The 16,585-nt window shown below is 33.8% G+C and carries 16 protein-coding genes and 1 tRNA gene; 3 read left to right on the forward strand and 14 right to left on the reverse strand.

Going from position 1 to position 16,585, the window contains the following annotated elements; translation table 11 throughout:
- Positions 1–333: 333 nt before the first annotated feature.
- From CRO45_RS15580 to norA, 5 genes are all read right to left on the reverse strand, one after another.
- The gene (locus CRO45_RS15580) at positions 334–1,050 is read right to left on the reverse strand and encodes a ferredoxin reductase domain-containing protein (protein WP_097150555.1); all 717 of its coding nucleotides are present in this window, start codon (positions 1,048–1,050) and stop codon (positions 334–336) included.
- 302 nt (positions 1,051–1,352) lie between these two features.
- Positions 1,353–1,976 (reverse strand): ECF transporter S component, encoded by a 624-nt coding sequence (locus CRO45_RS15585; protein ID WP_097150556.1) that lies wholly within the window; start codon positions 1,974–1,976, stop codon positions 1,353–1,355.
- A 246-nt stretch (positions 1,977–2,222) separates the two neighbouring features.
- On the reverse strand, positions 2,223–2,612 hold the full coding sequence (locus CRO45_RS15590) for a VOC family protein (protein ID WP_097150557.1): 390 nt from the start codon (positions 2,610–2,612) through the stop codon (positions 2,223–2,225).
- Between the two features lie 31 nt (positions 2,613–2,643).
- The gene (locus tag CRO45_RS15595; RefSeq protein ID WP_097150558.1) at positions 2,644–2,937 is read right to left on the reverse strand and encodes an RNA polymerase alpha subunit C-terminal domain-containing protein; all 294 of its coding nucleotides are present in this window, start codon (positions 2,935–2,937) and stop codon (positions 2,644–2,646) included.
- Positions 2,938–3,079: 142 nt separating this feature from the next.
- Positions 3,080–4,276: a multidrug efflux MFS transporter NorA gene (gene norA / locus CRO45_RS15600; RefSeq protein WP_097150559.1), complete on the reverse strand. Its 1,197-nt coding sequence runs from the start codon at positions 4,274–4,276 to the stop codon at positions 3,080–3,082.
- Positions 4,277–4,377: 101 nt separating this feature from the next.
- Here norA and CRO45_RS15605 point away from each other — a divergent pair, with 101 nt between their 5' ends.
- On the forward strand, positions 4,378–5,205 hold the full coding sequence (locus CRO45_RS15605) for a MerR family transcriptional regulator (protein WP_097150560.1): 828 nt from the start codon (positions 4,378–4,380) through the stop codon (positions 5,203–5,205).
- Between the two features lie 179 nt (positions 5,206–5,384).
- Here the strand turns inward: CRO45_RS15605 and CRO45_RS15610 are convergent, their stop codons facing one another.
- The 4 genes from CRO45_RS15610 to CRO45_RS15620 form a co-directional block, all read right to left on the reverse strand.
- Complete coding sequence (locus CRO45_RS15610; RefSeq protein WP_097150561.1) at positions 5,385–5,939, reverse strand: hypothetical protein; 555 nt, start codon at positions 5,937–5,939, stop codon at positions 5,385–5,387.
- A gap of 203 nt (positions 5,940–6,142) precedes the next feature.
- Positions 6,143–6,721 carry a hypothetical protein gene (locus tag CRO45_RS20390; RefSeq protein ID WP_328588641.1) on the reverse strand — a complete coding sequence of 193 codons (579 nt, stop codon included), beginning with the start codon at positions 6,719–6,721 and terminating at the stop codon, positions 6,143–6,145.
- A gap of 247 nt (positions 6,722–6,968) precedes the next feature.
- On the reverse strand, positions 6,969–7,367 hold the full coding sequence (locus CRO45_RS20395; RefSeq protein ID WP_328588642.1) for a TolB family protein: 399 nt from the start codon (positions 7,365–7,367) through the stop codon (positions 6,969–6,971).
- 66 nt (positions 7,368–7,433) lie between these two features.
- Positions 7,434–8,390, reverse strand: a complete 957-nt coding sequence (locus CRO45_RS15620) for an alpha/beta hydrolase family protein (protein ID WP_097150562.1) — start codon at positions 8,388–8,390, stop codon at positions 7,434–7,436.
- A gap of 354 nt (positions 8,391–8,744) precedes the next feature.
- Between CRO45_RS15620 and CRO45_RS15625 the strand changes: the two genes are divergently transcribed.
- On the forward strand, positions 8,745–9,236 hold the full coding sequence (locus CRO45_RS15625) for a hypothetical protein (protein ID WP_097150563.1): 492 nt from the start codon (positions 8,745–8,747) through the stop codon (positions 9,234–9,236).
- Between the two features lie 133 nt (positions 9,237–9,369).
- On the opposite strand, the gene CRO45_RS15630 is transcribed toward CRO45_RS15625, so the two are convergent.
- Positions 9,370–10,104, reverse strand: coding sequence for an SDR family NAD(P)-dependent oxidoreductase (locus tag CRO45_RS15630; RefSeq protein ID WP_097150564.1), 735 nt, complete (start codon positions 10,102–10,104; stop codon positions 9,370–9,372).
- Positions 10,105–10,141: 37 nt separating this feature from the next.
- Entirely contained in the window at positions 10,142–11,764 is a 1,623-nt protein-coding gene (locus CRO45_RS15635; RefSeq protein ID WP_097150565.1) for a flavin-containing monooxygenase, read from the reverse strand.
- A 242-nt stretch (positions 11,765–12,006) separates the two neighbouring features.
- Between CRO45_RS15635 and CRO45_RS15640 the strand changes: the two genes are divergently transcribed.
- Positions 12,007–12,702 carry a response regulator transcription factor gene (locus tag CRO45_RS15640; protein ID WP_097150566.1) on the forward strand — a complete coding sequence of 232 codons (696 nt, stop codon included), beginning with the start codon at positions 12,007–12,009 and terminating at the stop codon, positions 12,700–12,702.
- Positions 12,703–12,766: 64 nt separating this feature from the next.
- On the opposite strand, the gene CRO45_RS20125 is transcribed toward CRO45_RS15640, so the two are convergent.
- From CRO45_RS20125 to helD, 3 genes are all read right to left on the reverse strand, one after another.
- The gene (locus tag CRO45_RS20125) at positions 12,767–12,910 is read right to left on the reverse strand and encodes a hypothetical protein (RefSeq protein WP_170949517.1); all 144 of its coding nucleotides are present in this window, start codon (positions 12,908–12,910) and stop codon (positions 12,767–12,769) included.
- 513 nt (positions 12,911–13,423) lie between these two features.
- Positions 13,424–13,495, reverse strand: a tRNA-Asn gene (locus tag CRO45_RS15650).
- Positions 13,496–13,926: 431 nt separating this feature from the next.
- Entirely contained in the window at positions 13,927–16,263 is a 2,337-nt protein-coding gene (gene helD, locus CRO45_RS15655) for an RNA polymerase recycling motor HelD (RefSeq protein ID WP_097150568.1), read from the reverse strand.
- Positions 16,264–16,585 lie beyond the last annotated feature (322 nt).

Consider the following 16,585-nt stretch of genomic DNA (forward strand, 5'->3'; position numbering starts at 1 on the left):
TATTTAAGCGATTTTTCGGATATTTTACTAATTAGAGGGAAATTCTCCTCTTATTCATTCGATGAGTGAAATTCTGCGACCAAAGATAGACGGAAATACCACCAATATAGATATTTTATATACTTTAAGCAAAAGCGGATATTATGTTCGTTATCTAAAGCGGTAATGAGTTAATCGACAGCCACTAAACTCCCCTTATTTACCCGAAAACGAGCAATAATTTACAAATAGCGGAAAAAATTCCGCCTAATATTCTCTCACCTAAATTAGTAAACCCTTAAAATGTACAAAAAGCCTCTGCTAATGTTTTGGCAAAGGCTGGTAATGTAACTATTAAACGGATAAATCAAGTGATAAAAAATTCGGCAGTTGACTTTCTCGTTTATCAAGCATAATTTGATGAGGTTTGATGCCTTGCTCACGCAATACTTCAATGTTCTGAAGAAGAAACTCGTCGCTACCAACAATATAGAAGATTCCATCCTTAACAGCGGCAAGTTTTTTAACTTCTTCATAGTAGTCATTTCGATTGTCAACGAACTGTGCAGTGAAGTTTTTGGCAGTTGATGATTTAAAAATATCTGTAAACAAGAAATCTTTTGATGAGTCCACATTTAACGAATGAATTTGATTCACATTGTCTGCACGGTTGAAATATTCAAGAACAAGCGGTCTAAATGTTGCCAGACCAACACCTGATGACAGCAGGTAAACATTTTTGTCTTCTCTTTTCAACGGTACATTAGAATGTGTTTTAAATAGTGCAACTTGATTACCAATTTCAAGATTTCTTAATATCGATTTAAACTCAGAACATTGTTCTCTAATGCGAGTCGTAATCCCAATCGCATTTTCACTAGGTAAAGTAGAGATTGACATATGGCGAACAAGGCCTTTGTTTGGTTTTTCTCCCGCGTTGAATCCTTCTAGTGCAAAGTGTGTATGTGAACCTTCTTCCCAAGTAAAGCCTTCAGGAACGTCGAGCAAATATGTTTTAACCTCAGGATTTTCCTCAATAATTTTATTTATTTTCGTCCAGTAAATTTGCATTGTACAATCCCCTTTTTCAAAAATAGGTAGCTTTACTATCTACTATACATTAAGTGATAATTGTTCTCAATTAAAAAGATTACTAGTTTAATATATTTTATGTGATTTTATCTCGTTTTTTTAGTGAATTGCCCTTTTGCATCATAAAGATTATAAAACTTAGTCCTTTCGACAAGTCATTGTCCTACTAGTATCAACATATTGACCAATTTGCCCTATAAAATTAAAAAAGTAACGTGTGCTCTACTGCTAGATTTCACGTTACTTTCAACTTTGCTTCATTTCTATTTATGCAATTCAAACTATTTAATTTTTGCTTGCTTAAGTAAAGGCGGTGCAATGATTGCCGTTAGAAATGCAGCAAGGGCTGCCTCAACTAATCCGTTAGTAAGAAATACAGTTAGTACTGCTGTAAAAATCGCACCCGTACTGTTGGCATTAATAGCTTCTGCATATGCATCGTGAAACAGGAAAGAAATAGAACCCATGACTAAAAATGTATGTATAAACGTTGAAAAAAGGCCCGTTAAAAGTAAGGGTAATTTTTGTTTAGATGTATTCTTTAAAACTTTTTTCAAAGCTTTATAAATATAATAAGGAATCAATCCAACCATTACCCTTGGTACGATAGCAATAAATAATGCCCAAAAACTTCCCTGACTTGTACCTAATACAGGAATGGCCGGAGAAAAAGCAAAAGACAGTAATGTTGGAGCAATGGTATTTGTTATAATGCTCGTTATCCCAAACACAAATCCTAACATAGCGCCAATTTTTGGTCCAAGTATGATCGAAGCAATAATTATTGGGATATGAATGATCGTTGCTTTTATAACACCTAAATGTATAAAACCAAGTGGTGTTAGGGCACATAATAAAATAATCGATAAAAATATAGTGGTTAAAGCAAACTCTTTTATTTTCAATTTTAAACTTCCTTTAACAATTTAATTACCTTTTACTAAAAGGCTACAAAAGTTCAATTACTAATAACTATTAACTCAGTTTATTTTACTGTTTAAGTATTAGTGTTTTCAACATTTTTAATAATATTATTTGTAAACTTACACATTCAAAAAGTTTCAATTCTTTTGAATTTCTTTAAAGAATAAATTAAAAAAGCATGTTTTGATTAAACCAAAACATACTTTTCATCAATTTTTGTGATCTACTTACTTAAAATATACAATTTCCCATACATGTCCATCAAGGTCTTTAAAGTGTGCTGAATAACCCCAATCATAATCCTTTGGCTGATTTGGAAGAATGGTTCCACCGTATTTAGTAACATTTCTCAAAATCGAGTCCACTTCTTCTTTACTTTCCGCAGAGTTGCTCAGAATTACTTCTGATGACCTTTCAGTTGAATTCGACAGATTTAATTCCTCTAGCTCTGAACGAAGAAATAAAACTAATGACAAATTGCCTTCCATTTCAAAAATAACATGGTCTGCACCATCTACTAACCCTTCAGTTGGTAAACCTAATCCATCTTTATAAAAGGTAATGGATTTTTCTAAATTCTCTACAGCAAGAGTTATAATATTTATTCTTGGCTTCATCTAAACCCACCTCATAATGTGAATTGTCGTACTAATTTTCTTTAAATGTTAATCCCTCTTCTTCTAAACTGGACTTTAAGTTCGGGATTGACTTTGGACCCATGCCATGGATTCTTAAAATTTCTTTTTCTGTATACGTTGAAAGTTTTTGCAAGGTGTCTATCCCATCGTGTAGTAGCGCATTTCTTGCAGGTGAACTTAATTTCGATAGAAATCCGCTATTCGGTTTATGTTCTTTGTCACAAGTTGGGCAACTTTGACAATCACTACTTTTATAGAACTTATGCCCCTTTTCACAAATCCTTAAGGTTTTTTCAGCTTTCAAAATATCCACTCCTAACAATCTTCTTTTAATAATTTATCATAAAAATCCTAAATTTAAACGGTAGTACACACGGTTGGTAAATCATTAAATAGAAAAAGCGCAACTCCTCATCGGTTTGCGCTCATTTTACAATCTATTTTATTTAACTTGCAACAGATGGCCTAATATCCTTAAGTGATTTTGAATGTTTCTTCCAAAATAATGTTAATATCACTCCAAATACAAGTACCACTGCGGAAATATAATATGGATAATTTATATCAATGTCGAATAACATCCCGCCAATAATTGGCCCGTTCACATTAGCTAAACTTGTAAACATAGAATTCATACCACCGACGAATCCTTGCTCATTCCCTGCCACATTCGAAAGGTAGGTTGTAACAGCTGGACGGAATAAATCAAAGCCTACGAAGACAATAAACGTCACAAGTAATATAGCGAAGTAGGAATGAACAACTGTCATTAAGAAAACGAGAATGGCAGATAAAATTAAACTATATCGTATGAGTTTGATCTCTCCCCAAATTCGTGTAAGTCGATCAAACAATAACACTTGAGAAATGGCACCAAAAATTCCTCCACCCATAATGACAATTGCTATATCTTTTGGGGTAAATTGAAACTTATGATCTACAAATAAACTAAAGAATGATTCAAATGCAGCTAAACCAAATGATGCAATAAATATTAAAATAAATGCAGTGAAATATTTTCTTTCAAATATTTTTTGGAATCCAGGCTTTGCTTTTGTTTTATTAGTCTCAACTTTCGTTTCCTCTGAACGAACTGGTTCAGTGATAAATATAATTGTTAAAATAGCTGCTAGTGTACCTAATGCCCCAGCAAAAAAGAATGGGATGCGTGTTCCAAATTCCGCTAAAAATCCTCCAATACCAGGACCTATTATAAAACCTGTACTTATGGCACCAGACATGTAACCGAGGGCTTTTGGTCTCGTTTTTTCATTAGTAATATCAGCAATATACGCCGTTACACCAGGCATAATAAATGCAGCACTAATTCCTCCTAATATTCGGGAGAAAAATAGCATTTCAATATTGTTTCCTAATCCAAACAGAAATTCAGAAATACCGAAAACAAATAAGCCAATTACAATCATAATTTTTCGCCCAATACGATCGACTGCTTTTCCTGCAAATGGGGAAACAATTAGTTGTGCTAATGCGAAAGCAGCCGTCAAGTAACCAACTGTCTGTCCATTTATATTCAATTCATTCATTAAAGATGGCAACACTGGTATAACTAACCCGATACCTAAAAAAGCAATGAATAAATTCATTAATAATAACCCTAATGTCATATTATAAGACTTCATTTCACAAACTCCTTAACTTCACAAAAGTATACATTTGATTTTTCAACAGTATTTATCCTAGTATATATAGTAACTATATAGTCAAGGTGTTGATGTAAAAAATGAATAAAAAAAATGTAAAGTATTTAACTTCCGGTGAATTTGCCAAGCTTTGTAGAGTAAATAAACAGACACTATTCTACTATGATCAAATTGGTCTACTCTCACCGATTTATAAAAACGATAAAGGATATCGTTATTATTCTATAAACCAAATCGAGTTATTCTATGTAATTGATTTATTAAAAGAGCTTGGGATGTCCCTTAAAGATATTCAAAAGTACGCACAAAATAAATCGCCAGAAAGCTTTTTAAAATTAATGCATTTGCAAAAAGAGGAGATCGTGAAAAAACGTCAGGAAATTGAAATGAAGGAAAAGCTGATTGACACAAAAATTGAATTATTAGAGGAATCTCTAACAATCCCCTTCGATCAGATTGAGCTAACACATTTACCTGATGCCACTTTATATTTGAGCAGAAACATTGAAGACACTACGGATGATGAATTTGTCGAGGTGATATCCGAATTTATTGGAGAATTGAATGAAGCACATTTAGATACTGGATATCCAATAGGCGGTATAACGAAACGAAATCATGTGTTAAATGGGAACTATTCAAAATATACTTATTTATATATTGAACAGCCCCACCCAAAAGAAGGCCATCCTTATTTTAAAGCTGTTAAGGGCGATTTTTTAATTGGTTATCATATCGGAGAAGATCATACAATTAGCAGTACATATGAAAAGCTATTTTCAGAAATGGAACGATTAAATTTAACATTAGGGGATTATGTTTTTGAAGAATATGTGTATGATACTCTTGTAAAAAATCAAAAAGAACAATATGTAACAAAAATTATGATGCAAGTTAATAAAAACTAAACTTTCAAAAAAGTTAGTTCTTTGTAACAAACATTATTATTAAAAATTATTTTTCATTATTATCACTGCAATTAGCTTTAAAACAAAGTTTAAGGACTTAGATTGTTTTCGCAAACTAAGTCCTTTTATCCTTAAATCCTTCTTCCACTATTCTATTCCGTTAGGACAATCAAACTCGTTCATTTTGTTTGTTTCTCAGATTCCACTTCAAAATTCGTTGTTGATGTTGAGGCATCATATGAAAAAGTTATTTTATAATCCATTATTTCATTCGTTTCTACGTTTCGAATTGATGTTGTAACGGCTCCATCTCCTGCATAAACTAATCGACTACTATTTGCAATTTCGTATGTTTTTACACCATCTAATTCATTTACTGAGAAGTTTATTCTATGAATCGTATCGCCATAAATAAAAGCAATATTACAACTATTGTTTGCTACTTTATCGTAAAATGATATAACTGCTTTTAACATCGGTAATTTATTATCATCCACTAATATATAATCGGTGATTTTAAAGTTACGATAATCTTTGTTCTTCTTAAATGTTGCTATTGGATCTTCTTCAGAGTAATGTTCCATATCTAATGTTTGCTGTTCTTGATTTAATGACGTTTCTTGGGATTCTGGTACACTTTTAGTAGTATTAGAACATCCTAAAAGCATTAAAATTAAAATTATCCAATACGGAATTCTGAGTAAAAAACTTTTAGTTATTTGACTATCTTTCATACTCTCTCCTTTTAAATTCGTCTTTCGTACTTATCAACTAATCCGCCCATTAAACACTATATGTTCAACATAAAAGGTACTAACCCCTTTTGGATAAATGCCGTTTATTCATAAAAAAGCAATTCCCCAAATCGACCACCAAGTGTTTCTTGCATAAACATAATAAAAATACGTCAATCCAGTTTGGATAGACGCATTAATTGTTAGTTATATTCCATAAAAAATATAGGTGAAGAATCCACGTCCTGAAGCAACAATTGCTCTTGCCCTTTTAAACTTGTTTTCATCCAAACATCATACTGATTTTCTTTTGGAGTTTGGCGTAACCAAGTTATCGTTGAATTTAATACTTCAGGTGCTTTGTCGATTCCATTCTTCTTAGGAAATGTCAGTTGCTTTTGTTCCCCTGTTCTAATATTTATTAGATAGAGAGCTGTATTCATCGTAGGAACTGGTCCTTCCTCCCACTCTGTGTTTTCCTTTGCCCGCGCAACGATGATTTCGTCTTCTGTTAACCATTCAATATCTAGGTCAACAAAACCAGATGGCGTAAAATTTGTTGGTTTACTTGCCGAAGGAACATCTTTTACAGTCGCATTTTTATTTTTAACAAAAAATCTCCCCTCACCGGAAATAAAGGCAAGCTGATTTTTCTTTGGCGCCCATTTAAACCAATTATAAAATCCGAGCATCTTTGTGATCATTTGAAATTCCTCTCCATCACTGGAAAGTACACAAAGTGTATTGCTATCCATTGACCATGATGCCGTCGGAGTTGCCATAAAACTGACCCACTCACCATCCGAGCTCCATTTGAAATCTCCTGCATTAATTGCAAAAAAATCTTCTGTCATTTCAGGTAAGGTATAGATTGTTTTAACTTTAGTAGTATCTAACTTGGCATTGCTAGGAACTTGATAAATCCTAACGGGTTCCCAACCTGTTGGAAGTAAATCTGACGTAGATGAAACGATAAAAGACTGTCCATCTGGGTACCACTCATAAGAACCAACCCCAAGGGCAACGTTCTCAAATCCATAAGGTCGCCCGTCGCCCGTTTTTTATTTTTGTGACGTTTAATAGCCCCTGATTTTTAAAGGCAATGACATTTGAAGTTGGTGACCATTTAAAACTAGTCGCTTCCATTGATACTGGCTGGAAGATTTCCTTTTCAAACAAATCGTAAACATATAAATGTTGATTTGACCCATCTTCTACCCCTTTTAAAAAGCCAAGAAACCGTCCATCAATTGACCACTGGGGATTATAAACATACTGATCTTTTGTAATTTGGATTTCTTTGTCACCTTCTATTAACCAAAGATGATGGTCTCGAATAAACGCTGCCTTTTCAGGAACTTCTGCAGAAACGTGGATTGAAAACACAAGACTTAAGATGATTATTAAACATGTGATTCTATACGCCATTAAATTCCCTCCTTATGATAGGATGGATTATTCAATGGACGAAATTCGTATTATTAAATAAGATAATTATTTAATGATAACGTGATGTTCAACAGGTGATTCAAAAGATAATATCCAATCAGCAATATCTACGATGACTTGTTGGTCAACTTTTTGAGGGATTGCATATTCCTTTTTTATTTTCATAATGTTACCATATATAGAGGGCATGAATAAATGATTCAAATTTGGGTAAAGTTTGTATGTCGCATGATCTTTATTTTTCAATAACTCTTTATATCCTTCAAAGTCTTCGGTTACGTTCGCTTGGACATCCTTCTCACCTAATACGATAAAAACAGGCTTCTCCAATTTTGTTAAGTAGTCACTTGCTGGGTGTTCGCCCATTTCTTTAATGTAATATGCTCTGATGCCCGCAAAAAGTTTAGTGGACTTTGCCTTGTCATCTGACATATCGTATAAATTATCAAACTTTTTGGAGAATGCAGCAATTTGTTTTTTAGCTAGCCATCTTAATAGTTTATTTAAAGATTTTAATACTGCATCGTTTTGGCTCATCATTATTTCTTCTAACTTTCGTGGAGAACCTGCCATAATGATAATACCTGCAAAGTTACCACCTTCTGCATCAATTCTTGGTGCTAACATCCCACCAAAACTATGACCAATGATGAAGATTTTATTTGGATCAATTCTTGGATCATTACTTAATAAGTTTGCAGCAAGGATTGCATCTTCTATCGTTTCTTCTTTTACCGTCATACTAGGGTCATCTTTCATCACTTTACCGTAAACAAAAGTTCTTTTATCATAGCGAACACTTGCAATCCCTTTTCCTGCTAAACCTTCTGCAATATCTTTAAAGAAAGTGTTAGGTCCAATTTTCGCATCCATATTACTTGGGCCTGAACCATGTACTAACACAACTGCAGGTAACAATCCCACTGACTCATTTGGAATTGTCAATATCCCATTAAGGGGATATTTTGTATTAAATCCGATAATGATTTTCTCCTGAATCATTAAATAGCCTCCAATTTTTCATAAATTTCCATGAATAATTCGATAAGTGAATAAATAAATCCTTCAAATTATGCATATAAACTAGTAAATTATTCTTATAAATAAACATTATTTGGATACTAGTTAAGCATTTTGAAGTTCAAACGTACTCTTATCAAATTCCACTTATTCAAGATATTGAAAAACTAATAGTTTAATGCAATTAACCTTTGTTTATTTTGGGGAATATATTTAAGTATCAGAATGAATAGAGTTTCATTCTCCATTCATTAAAATTTCAACTGTTCCCCAAATTATCGAATGTATATTCCAGTTTATTACTGGTGATCTTTCAATTGAAATGGGGTGTTGTTGTTGAATAAAAAGCGATTACAATTACTCGTTTTCTTGTTAGGATTTTTCGTTTTAGGCTTCTTACTTTATAACTACCGCTATGGAGATACAACAATTCCAGAAATTGCACATGATTCATATAAATATAGTTCAATAGACTCTTTGACGTCTGGTGTTATTTATGTGATCGAAGGGGATGAACAGGTTCGAATCAATCTTCTTGAGGATGAAGCTGAAAAAATTTTATATGCTTTAAGAGAAGCGGTTGTCCATGGCACTGATGGAACATACAGTCCTGAATATACTGAAACGCAATATTTAATTTCTCTAGAAGATCCAAATATGGAAACAGAACATATTTCTTTTAGTATTTACCATGATTATTCTAAGAATGAAGCTATATTATTTCCATTTACAGTAAATCAATTCAAACCTGAACAGTACGTTGAAAAGACCGATTATTTGTATAAAACTATCTCATCAATTGTAACCAAAAGAGCTTCCTCATATTGAAGAAGCTCTTTTGGTTACTGTTAATTTTTTCCAATAGAGGCTACACTATTTTCATAGTCATTACCCCACAATTCCATGATAAAATTTCTTATTTTTGTATGCGTTTACATACAATCGGAAAATTTATTCATCATTAAGCTGTTAAGCCACCATCTACTGTAACAATTGACCCGTTCATATAACTTGCTTCATCGGATACCAAGAAACAAACTACATTTGCGATTTCTTCCGGAGTAGCCGTTCTTCTTAGCGGTCCATTTTGAATTGGATCGGACATGTCCAAATCCTTCGTCATATTTGTTCTTACCCCACCTGGACATACTGCATTGATTCGTATTCCCAATTGTCCGTACTCAGCAGCAGCAGTTTTAGTTAGTCCTACTACTCCATGTTTACTTGCAGAGTAACCACTTAAATAAGGTGTACTTTGAACACCTGCACTGGATGCTGTATTTACAATGACTCCCGATTGTTGCTCTTCCATTACTTTAAGTACATATTTAAGACCTAAAAAGGCACCTTTTAAATTGACCGCTAGTAACTGGTCAAACATTTCTTCGCTTAATTCTGCTAAAGGTGAAAAAGAACCCATCACTCCAGCATTATTGAAGAAAACATCGATTCTTCCAAACTCTTCTTTCACTTTTGAAACATAATTTTGTACATCCTTACTATTTGATACATCCGCTCGGATAAAAATACCTTTCCCCTCTTGTTCTTCAACAAGTCGAAGGGTTTCCTCTCCTGCTTCTGAATTGTAATCTACTAAAGCAACAATCATCCCTTGTTTAGAAAGTTTCAAACTTGCAGCCCTTCCTATGCCACTTCCGGCTCCAGTAATAATTGCTACACGATTTGTAATACTCATTGTCCACTCCCCTTCCTTAAATTAGATTAAAAGACGTTTATTGCAAGGCTTTTTGATTCGATAAAACAAATCCTTCATATCCTTTAGCTGATATTTCATTACATTTTTGTTTGTAATAATCAAACCCACCTAAATAAATTAAAAAACTTCGTGGTTTCCCTTCAATATTTGCACCTGTATACCAAGAATCTGTTTTAACATATAGAGTCATTTCTGCAATCTCTCGACAATGTTTACTCCACGCTTCTTCAGCTTCACTTGTTGACTCCACAGTATCTAAATTGTTCTGATTGAGGTATGCGATGCAGTCTGCAATCCAATCCACATGCTGCTCAATTGCAGAAGGCATGTTCACTAACACTGATGGACTTTCAGGACCTGTAATCATAAAGAAATTTGGAAAACCAGCAGTAGCAATCCCTAAATACGTTCTAACTGCCGCGCCATCTTCCCACTTCTCTTTCAAACTAACTCCATCTCTTCCTCGAATGTCAATTCTGAATAATGGCCCCGTCATCCCGTCATAGCCTGTTGCAAATACAAGTACGTCAAGTTCATATTCTTCGTTTTCTGTTCTTAGACCGTTTGGAGTAATTTCAACAATAGGATCACTCTTAACATCAACTAAAGTAACGTTTTCACGATTAAATGTTTCATAATACCCCGTGTCTAAGATCGGACGCTTCGTACCAAATAAATAATTTGGTAGTAATTTTTTTGCAGTTTCTGGGTTTTTAACAATTTCTTTTATTTTTCCACGTATAAATTCACCAACTGATTCATTCACCACTTCGTTTGTAAATAAATCATTAAACGTTGAAGTTAATGCAAAGCCACCTTCTTGCCATGCCTTTTCGTAAGTCTGTGTTCTCTCTTCTGGAGATACACTTAGGGCTGATATATTACGAATTTGAAGACCATTGCCTGTTGGAGACTCGTGCATAATTCTTCTAATCTCTTCATAGTTATCTTTCGTTTTTTGAATAAACTCCGGACTATATTTGTAGTTTCTAGCGGGAATCGTATACTGTGGTGTTCTTTGGAAAACAGTAAGATGGCCGGCTTCTTTTGCAATTTCAGGAATCGCTTGAACACCACTTGACCCGTTTCCAATGACGCCTATACGTTTTCCACTAAAATCTACTTTTTCTTTTGGCCAATTTCCTGTGTGGTACCAATTACCTTTGAAACGATCTAATCCTTTAAAGTTAGGAACATTTGCAGCTGATAGACAACCAACTCCTGAAATGAAATATTTTGCTTTTAAACTTGTTCCATTATTCAATTCAACATTCCATTGATTATTTGTTTCTTCATACTGGGCAGCAGTAATTCGCGTTTCGAATTGAATGTCCTTTCGAAGATCAAATTTATCAGCAACATAGTTAAGATAGTTTAGAATCTCTTCTTGTTCAGGATATTTCGACGTCCATGTCCATTCTTGGTAAAGCTCTTTTGAAAACGTATAGTTATAATAAATGCTCTCAATATCACACTTCGCTCCTGGATAGCGATTCCAATACCAAACACCACCTACATCATTACCAGTTTCAATTACTCGTACAGATAAGCCCAATTCCCGTAAGCGATGTAACATGTACAAACCTGAAAAACCTGCACCAATAATAACTGCATCAAATTCTTTTACTTTATCTATCATGTTTCCTCCTTTTTATTCTATTTATCTAACAAATCCACAAACTCACTCAAAAAAATATTTCTGAGTAGTAATTTAATAATATTGAAGTTTTTAATCTTTTATAATTCCCTATTTTTAGGGTCAGCACCCCCTATTTTAGGGGAACTCTTTTTTCGTTTTTATACCAATATTCAACATAGAATCATGAAAGATAGAATATATAGATAATAAAGGCATTATTTAGTATAAAAAGGGGATTTTCTATGGTCTCAAACTATACAATTCAACAAGCTGTTCAAAATCTTGAAAATATAGTAAGCCACGAGGAAAAACTTTATAAAATATTAGAAATCTATCTTGATCTATTTCCTGTTAAAAATTCTTACTTGTTACGGTATTCACCACTTGGGTTTCTGGGAGAAGGTGTTTTTTATCTTTCCGAGGACGAAGGTGTACATATCGGGGAAATTCGTGAAGATATTCGATCTTTTCCTATTATTTATTCAGCAATTAGTGAAAAAAGGGCAAAATATTGCACTGGACTTGAGTACCTAAAACAAGTCAGTATTAAATACACTATTCCCTCAAATCATAACTCTTTACTTGTCGTACCAATTTATAATGATGCATTTGTGTTTGCTTATATATGTAGTTCTGACTTTAAGGAGAACACAACGATTGATAATAAGCTTCTTGAGGCCTTTACTTATTATGGGAATTTGGTTGGGAAATTGCTAGGCAATACACAAGAGCACCAAGTAGAAAAACTATTAAGTAGAAGAGAATTGGAAGTATTGCGAAGAATATCTTACGGTGAAAGTACTAAAGAAATGGCTAGTACTATGAACATAAGTGAATTAACGATTAATCAGTACGTGAAAACGGCAATCCAAAAACTAGGTGCTCACAATCGTTCCCATGCAATCGGAGAGTTGTTTAGAAGAGGTTATATTCTATAATTCTTTATATTAATAAAGCGCAATTTCCTCCCTGGAAGTTGCGCCTGCTATGGATAAAATCTAGTTAGTGCAATACAGTTTTGCTAATCTGACATAATGCCACTTCAATTTCTTCTTTTGTATTACTTTCTAACATTTGTTGCAATACGTCTTTTAACTGTTTGCGATCTTCATCTGAAAGGTATTTCGTTGTTTCGTATGGATTCATGCTGACTGTCCCCTTTAAAGTTGCTCCAAGTGAGTTGTATCTTCCGTTCCACTTGTTTCTTCAATAGCTCTCCATGGTAATGAAATGGTATTATTTCACCCCGACAAAGAAAATAATACATACATTCGTTTTTCTTAACTACTTCATAATTTTCGTATTTTACGCCCTGTTTTAAAAGTGCCCTTTTTACTTTTTGAAACTCATCTTTTAAAATTTCGATTTGTCTTTCGCAAAGTGATAAGTACGGTCTTTTTACTGTAAATGATTCAAATAATTTCTGATCATGCTGCAATGATTTTATAGCTAATTCAAGAATGACATATAAATGAATATTGGACTTTATTTCCGAATTTATATTCATGCAGCTCCCTCTCTTTCTTATATATATATATTATAGGAACGTTTGTTCTGTTTTTCAAGTGGAGGAATATGGAATATATATTTGTTGTTAACTTTACTGAAATAAAAAAGAGCATGCTCTGAATTAATCAGAACATACTCATGATGGTATGACTCCGAAGGTAGGACTCGAACCTACGACCGATCGGTTAACAGCCGATTGCTCTACCACTGAGCTACTTCGGAATAATAATATTTTAATTCCCTTAAATATAATGGCCAGCATTGGTTTATTTTAAACATGAAATTTTAAAACTTTTTATTTAGGTTTTTTTATTTGGATCAAGGGATTAATCTATTTTGGGTTTGAATTGAGCACTTTGGAGTAGAATTGAGCACTTATGCTTTCGAATTGAGCACTTTTTGGGCGGAATTGAGCATTTTCGGGGCAAAAATAAGCAACTTTTTCCATGTTCGAAATTATTGAGCAAATTTGGGGTAAAATTGAGCACTTATGCTTTCGAATTGAGCACTTTTTGGGCGGAATTGAGCACATTTCACATCGAATTGAGCACTTCCCCTTAGAACCTAGCAACCGCGCCTTAGTGACAGGTTATTTCAAAACAAAAACCCAGCTTCTCCATCTTTCGATGAAGAAACTGGGCATTTTATTAAACTTATAATTGAACTATCCCCTCTTGCAACACTTCTTGTAAAAAAGGGCTCGGCGATCCCACGCTGAATAGCTCTAAATAATGCATCGCTCTTGTACAAACCGTATAAAAAACTCTTCGTAAACTTTCATCACCATATACATCCTTCGAAGCGTCATAAATAATTACGCCATCAAACTCGATTCCCTTAGACAAATAAGATGGAACAATAACGATTCCTTGCTCATATTCACTTGAATTGCTCTTGATAAGCTTAATATCTTTAATATGAGATAGAGATTCAAATGCATGCTTACTCTCTTCAGCTGATTTACAAATAATTGCGATACTATTTAAACCAAGTTCACGCCATTCAGTAACTTTCGCAGTAATCTCACTGTGTAGTTGTTCAACAGTAGCTACTTCGTTTAGAACAGGTCGTTCGCCATCACGTTCAAATGGAATAATTTCTTTACCATTCGGTACAAGTCTACGTGTAAATTCAACAATTGGCTTAGTCGAACGGTAACTTTGTTTAATTTGAATTAGTTCTGATTGATCAGGACCATAAAGATTCGTAAGCTTTTTGAAGTCATTCTTTTCACTTGTATGAGCAAAGATTGCCTGATTAAAGTCACCTAGCACAGTCATTTTAGCCATTGGGAAAATACGTTTTAAAAACTCAAATTGGAATGGTGAATAATCCTGCGCTTCATCTACAACGATATGTTTGATTGCACTGTTTGTCTGAAAACCTTGAATGAGTTCCTTTAATAGTAAAAATGGCGTCGCATCTTCATAATTCAATCGATCTTCATCTAACATTGCTATTGTTTCTGAGCAAACTTCACTCCACTCCGCAGGCAACTCCGCTTCAGTCCACTGTTTGATTTGATCCGGACTAATAAATAGTTGTTTGTATAACCCTTTAAAATCAATGAAATGAAAAGCTCTTACTCGTTTTCGCAGTGGCTTCAACTTTAAGTGTACAATCAACCGAGCAAGTGATTCTGGGTTCATATCATAATCCGCAATTGATGCCCCTGTTAAGCCTCTTTTTTTCGCTAAGTAAATACGAGCTTTCTGATACTCCTCGTTGCTAAGAAGCTCAATTTCATCTTGCACCCATTCGTTATGGCTTTCGATTTTTTGGATTTCATTGATTTTACTAATAATCCAATCCTTCAAGTTTTCAAGTCGATTATAAAATCGAAGGGTTGTATCATGACCATAAAAACGTTCTGAAATTTGTTTGGCAGTAATAATTGCCTTACCCCTAAAGATAATATCTTTAAACTGCATTCCTGATTTTTCAAGTGAAAGTCTATAGGACTGAATTGCATCAAAAAATTGAGTGGTTGCTTTATATCGAATACTTGCAAGTCTAGTCTGATAAGTTGGTGAATTTGATTGAGTTAAAACATATTCTAATTGCTCGAAAGGATTTTCGATTTGGAACTGATCACTAAGACGATGTTTCAAGTAATCTTGAAACGTAACTTGTTGCATATTCTCTTCACCCAGCTCAGGAAGTACATTGGAAATGTAACTACTAAACATTGAATTTGGTGAGAATAAAATAATTTGATCGGCATTTATACGGTCTCGGTATTTATAGAGTAAGTATGCAATTCGTTGAAGAGCAACAGAAGTTTTACCACTACCTGCAGCACCTTGCACAATTAACATTCTTCCTTGATCATGGCGAATAATTCGATTTTGCTCTTGTTGAATCGTCGCAACAATGCTGTGCATTTTTTTGTCTGTACCTTTACCGAGAACTTGCTGTAATATTTCATCTCCGATTGTGATACTCGTATCAAACATCGATTGAAGTTCCCCATTACGGATGATGTATTGCATTTTTTTCTCCAATACGCCGTGGACTTGCCCACCTGGTGTTTTATATTCCACTGGCCCTGGCTGATAATCATAATAAACACTTGAAACGGGAGCTCTCCAGTCATAAACTAAAAAATCCTCCCCACTTTCATCACTTAGCGCTGCAATACCAATATAAATTTTTTCTGGTCTAGATTCACCTTCTTCAATTAAATCGATTCGACCAAAGTAAGGTATTTCCTGCATTCTCTGTAATGTAGAAAGTCTTTTAGATGCATGTTTATGAGTACTTTGCATGACTGAAAGAGCTTGAGCTTCTTGTCGTAAACCGATAATCGTTTCGAGATAATCATCAAAAGTATCCGTATTTACTTTAACCTCATCCCAAAAGTGTTTACGTGCTTGAACGACTTCGTTTTTACGTCTACCTGTTTCCTCTTCTAGTTTGTTCATTTCCTTCGCAATGGTCTCCATCACAAATTCTACTCGTTTTTGCTCTTGTTCTTGTTCAGATCTCATAGAAAACACCCCTTAAAAAAATTAATTGAAAAGAGTTGACAACTACATCGATTACGCTATATAATTAAGATAGGGATAATATTTGTAAATTTACTAAAATCGATGTATATCTATATAAATTTAACATAACAACACGTTTAGTTCAATGGATTTTTGAATTAAACGATTTTTTTATTCTACAAATTTTCCTTCCACTCCGCCTACACTTGTTTCATTACTACTTCAAATACCCATAAATATCACTCATTAAACTTTACCCACATTTTTTCTATTCTAAGCCTTTAAGTCATTTCATTCACGTTCTCCACTTGATTTTAAAAAA

Source organism: Ureibacillus acetophenoni (genome assembly GCF_900220965.1).
GTDB lineage: Bacteria > Bacillota > Bacilli > Bacillales_A > Planococcaceae > Ureibacillus > Ureibacillus acetophenoni.

Bases quoted from the DNA above. Each gene is read 5' to 3' on its own strand.
- CRO45_RS15590 (WP_097150557.1), bottom strand. From the start codon at position 2,612: ATGAAGCCAAGAATAAATATTATAACTCTTGCTGTAGAGAATTTAGAA.
- CRO45_RS15610 (WP_097150561.1), bottom strand. From the start codon at position 5,939: ATGAAAGATAGTCAAATAACTAAAAGTTTTTTACTCAGAATTCCGTAT.
- CRO45_RS15635 (WP_097150565.1), bottom strand. From the start codon at position 11,764: ATGATAGATAAAGTAAAAGAATTTGATGCAGTTATTATTGGTGCAGGT.
- CRO45_RS15580 (WP_097150555.1), bottom strand. From the start codon at position 1,050: ATGCAAATTTACTGGACGAAAATAAATAAAATTATTGAGGAAAATCCT.
- CRO45_RS15630 (WP_097150564.1), bottom strand. From the start codon at position 10,104: ATGAGTATTACAAATCGTGTAGCAATTATTACTGGAGCCGGAAGTGGC.
- CRO45_RS15605 (WP_097150560.1), top strand. From the start codon at position 4,378: ATGAATAAAAAAAATGTAAAGTATTTAACTTCCGGTGAATTTGCCAAG.
- CRO45_RS15640 (WP_097150566.1), top strand. From the start codon at position 12,007: ATGGTCTCAAACTATACAATTCAACAAGCTGTTCAAAATCTTGAAAAT.
- helD (WP_097150568.1), bottom strand. From the start codon at position 16,263: ATGAGATCTGAACAAGAACAAGAGCAAAAACGAGTAGAATTTGTGATG.
- CRO45_RS20390 (WP_328588641.1), bottom strand. From the start codon at position 6,721: ATGGCAACTCCGACGGCATCATGGTCAATGGATAGCAATACACTTTGT.
- CRO45_RS20395 (WP_328588642.1), bottom strand. From the start codon at position 7,367: ATGGCGTATAGAATCACATGTTTAATAATCATCTTAAGTCTTGTGTTT.
- norA (WP_097150559.1), bottom strand. From the start codon at position 4,276: ATGAAGTCTTATAATATGACATTAGGGTTATTATTAATGAATTTATTC.
- CRO45_RS20125 (WP_170949517.1), bottom strand. From the start codon at position 12,910: ATGAATCCATACGAAACAACGAAATACCTTTCAGATGAAGATCGCAAA.
- CRO45_RS15620 (WP_097150562.1), bottom strand. From the start codon at position 8,390: ATGATTCAGGAGAAAATCATTATCGGATTTAATACAAAATATCCCCTT.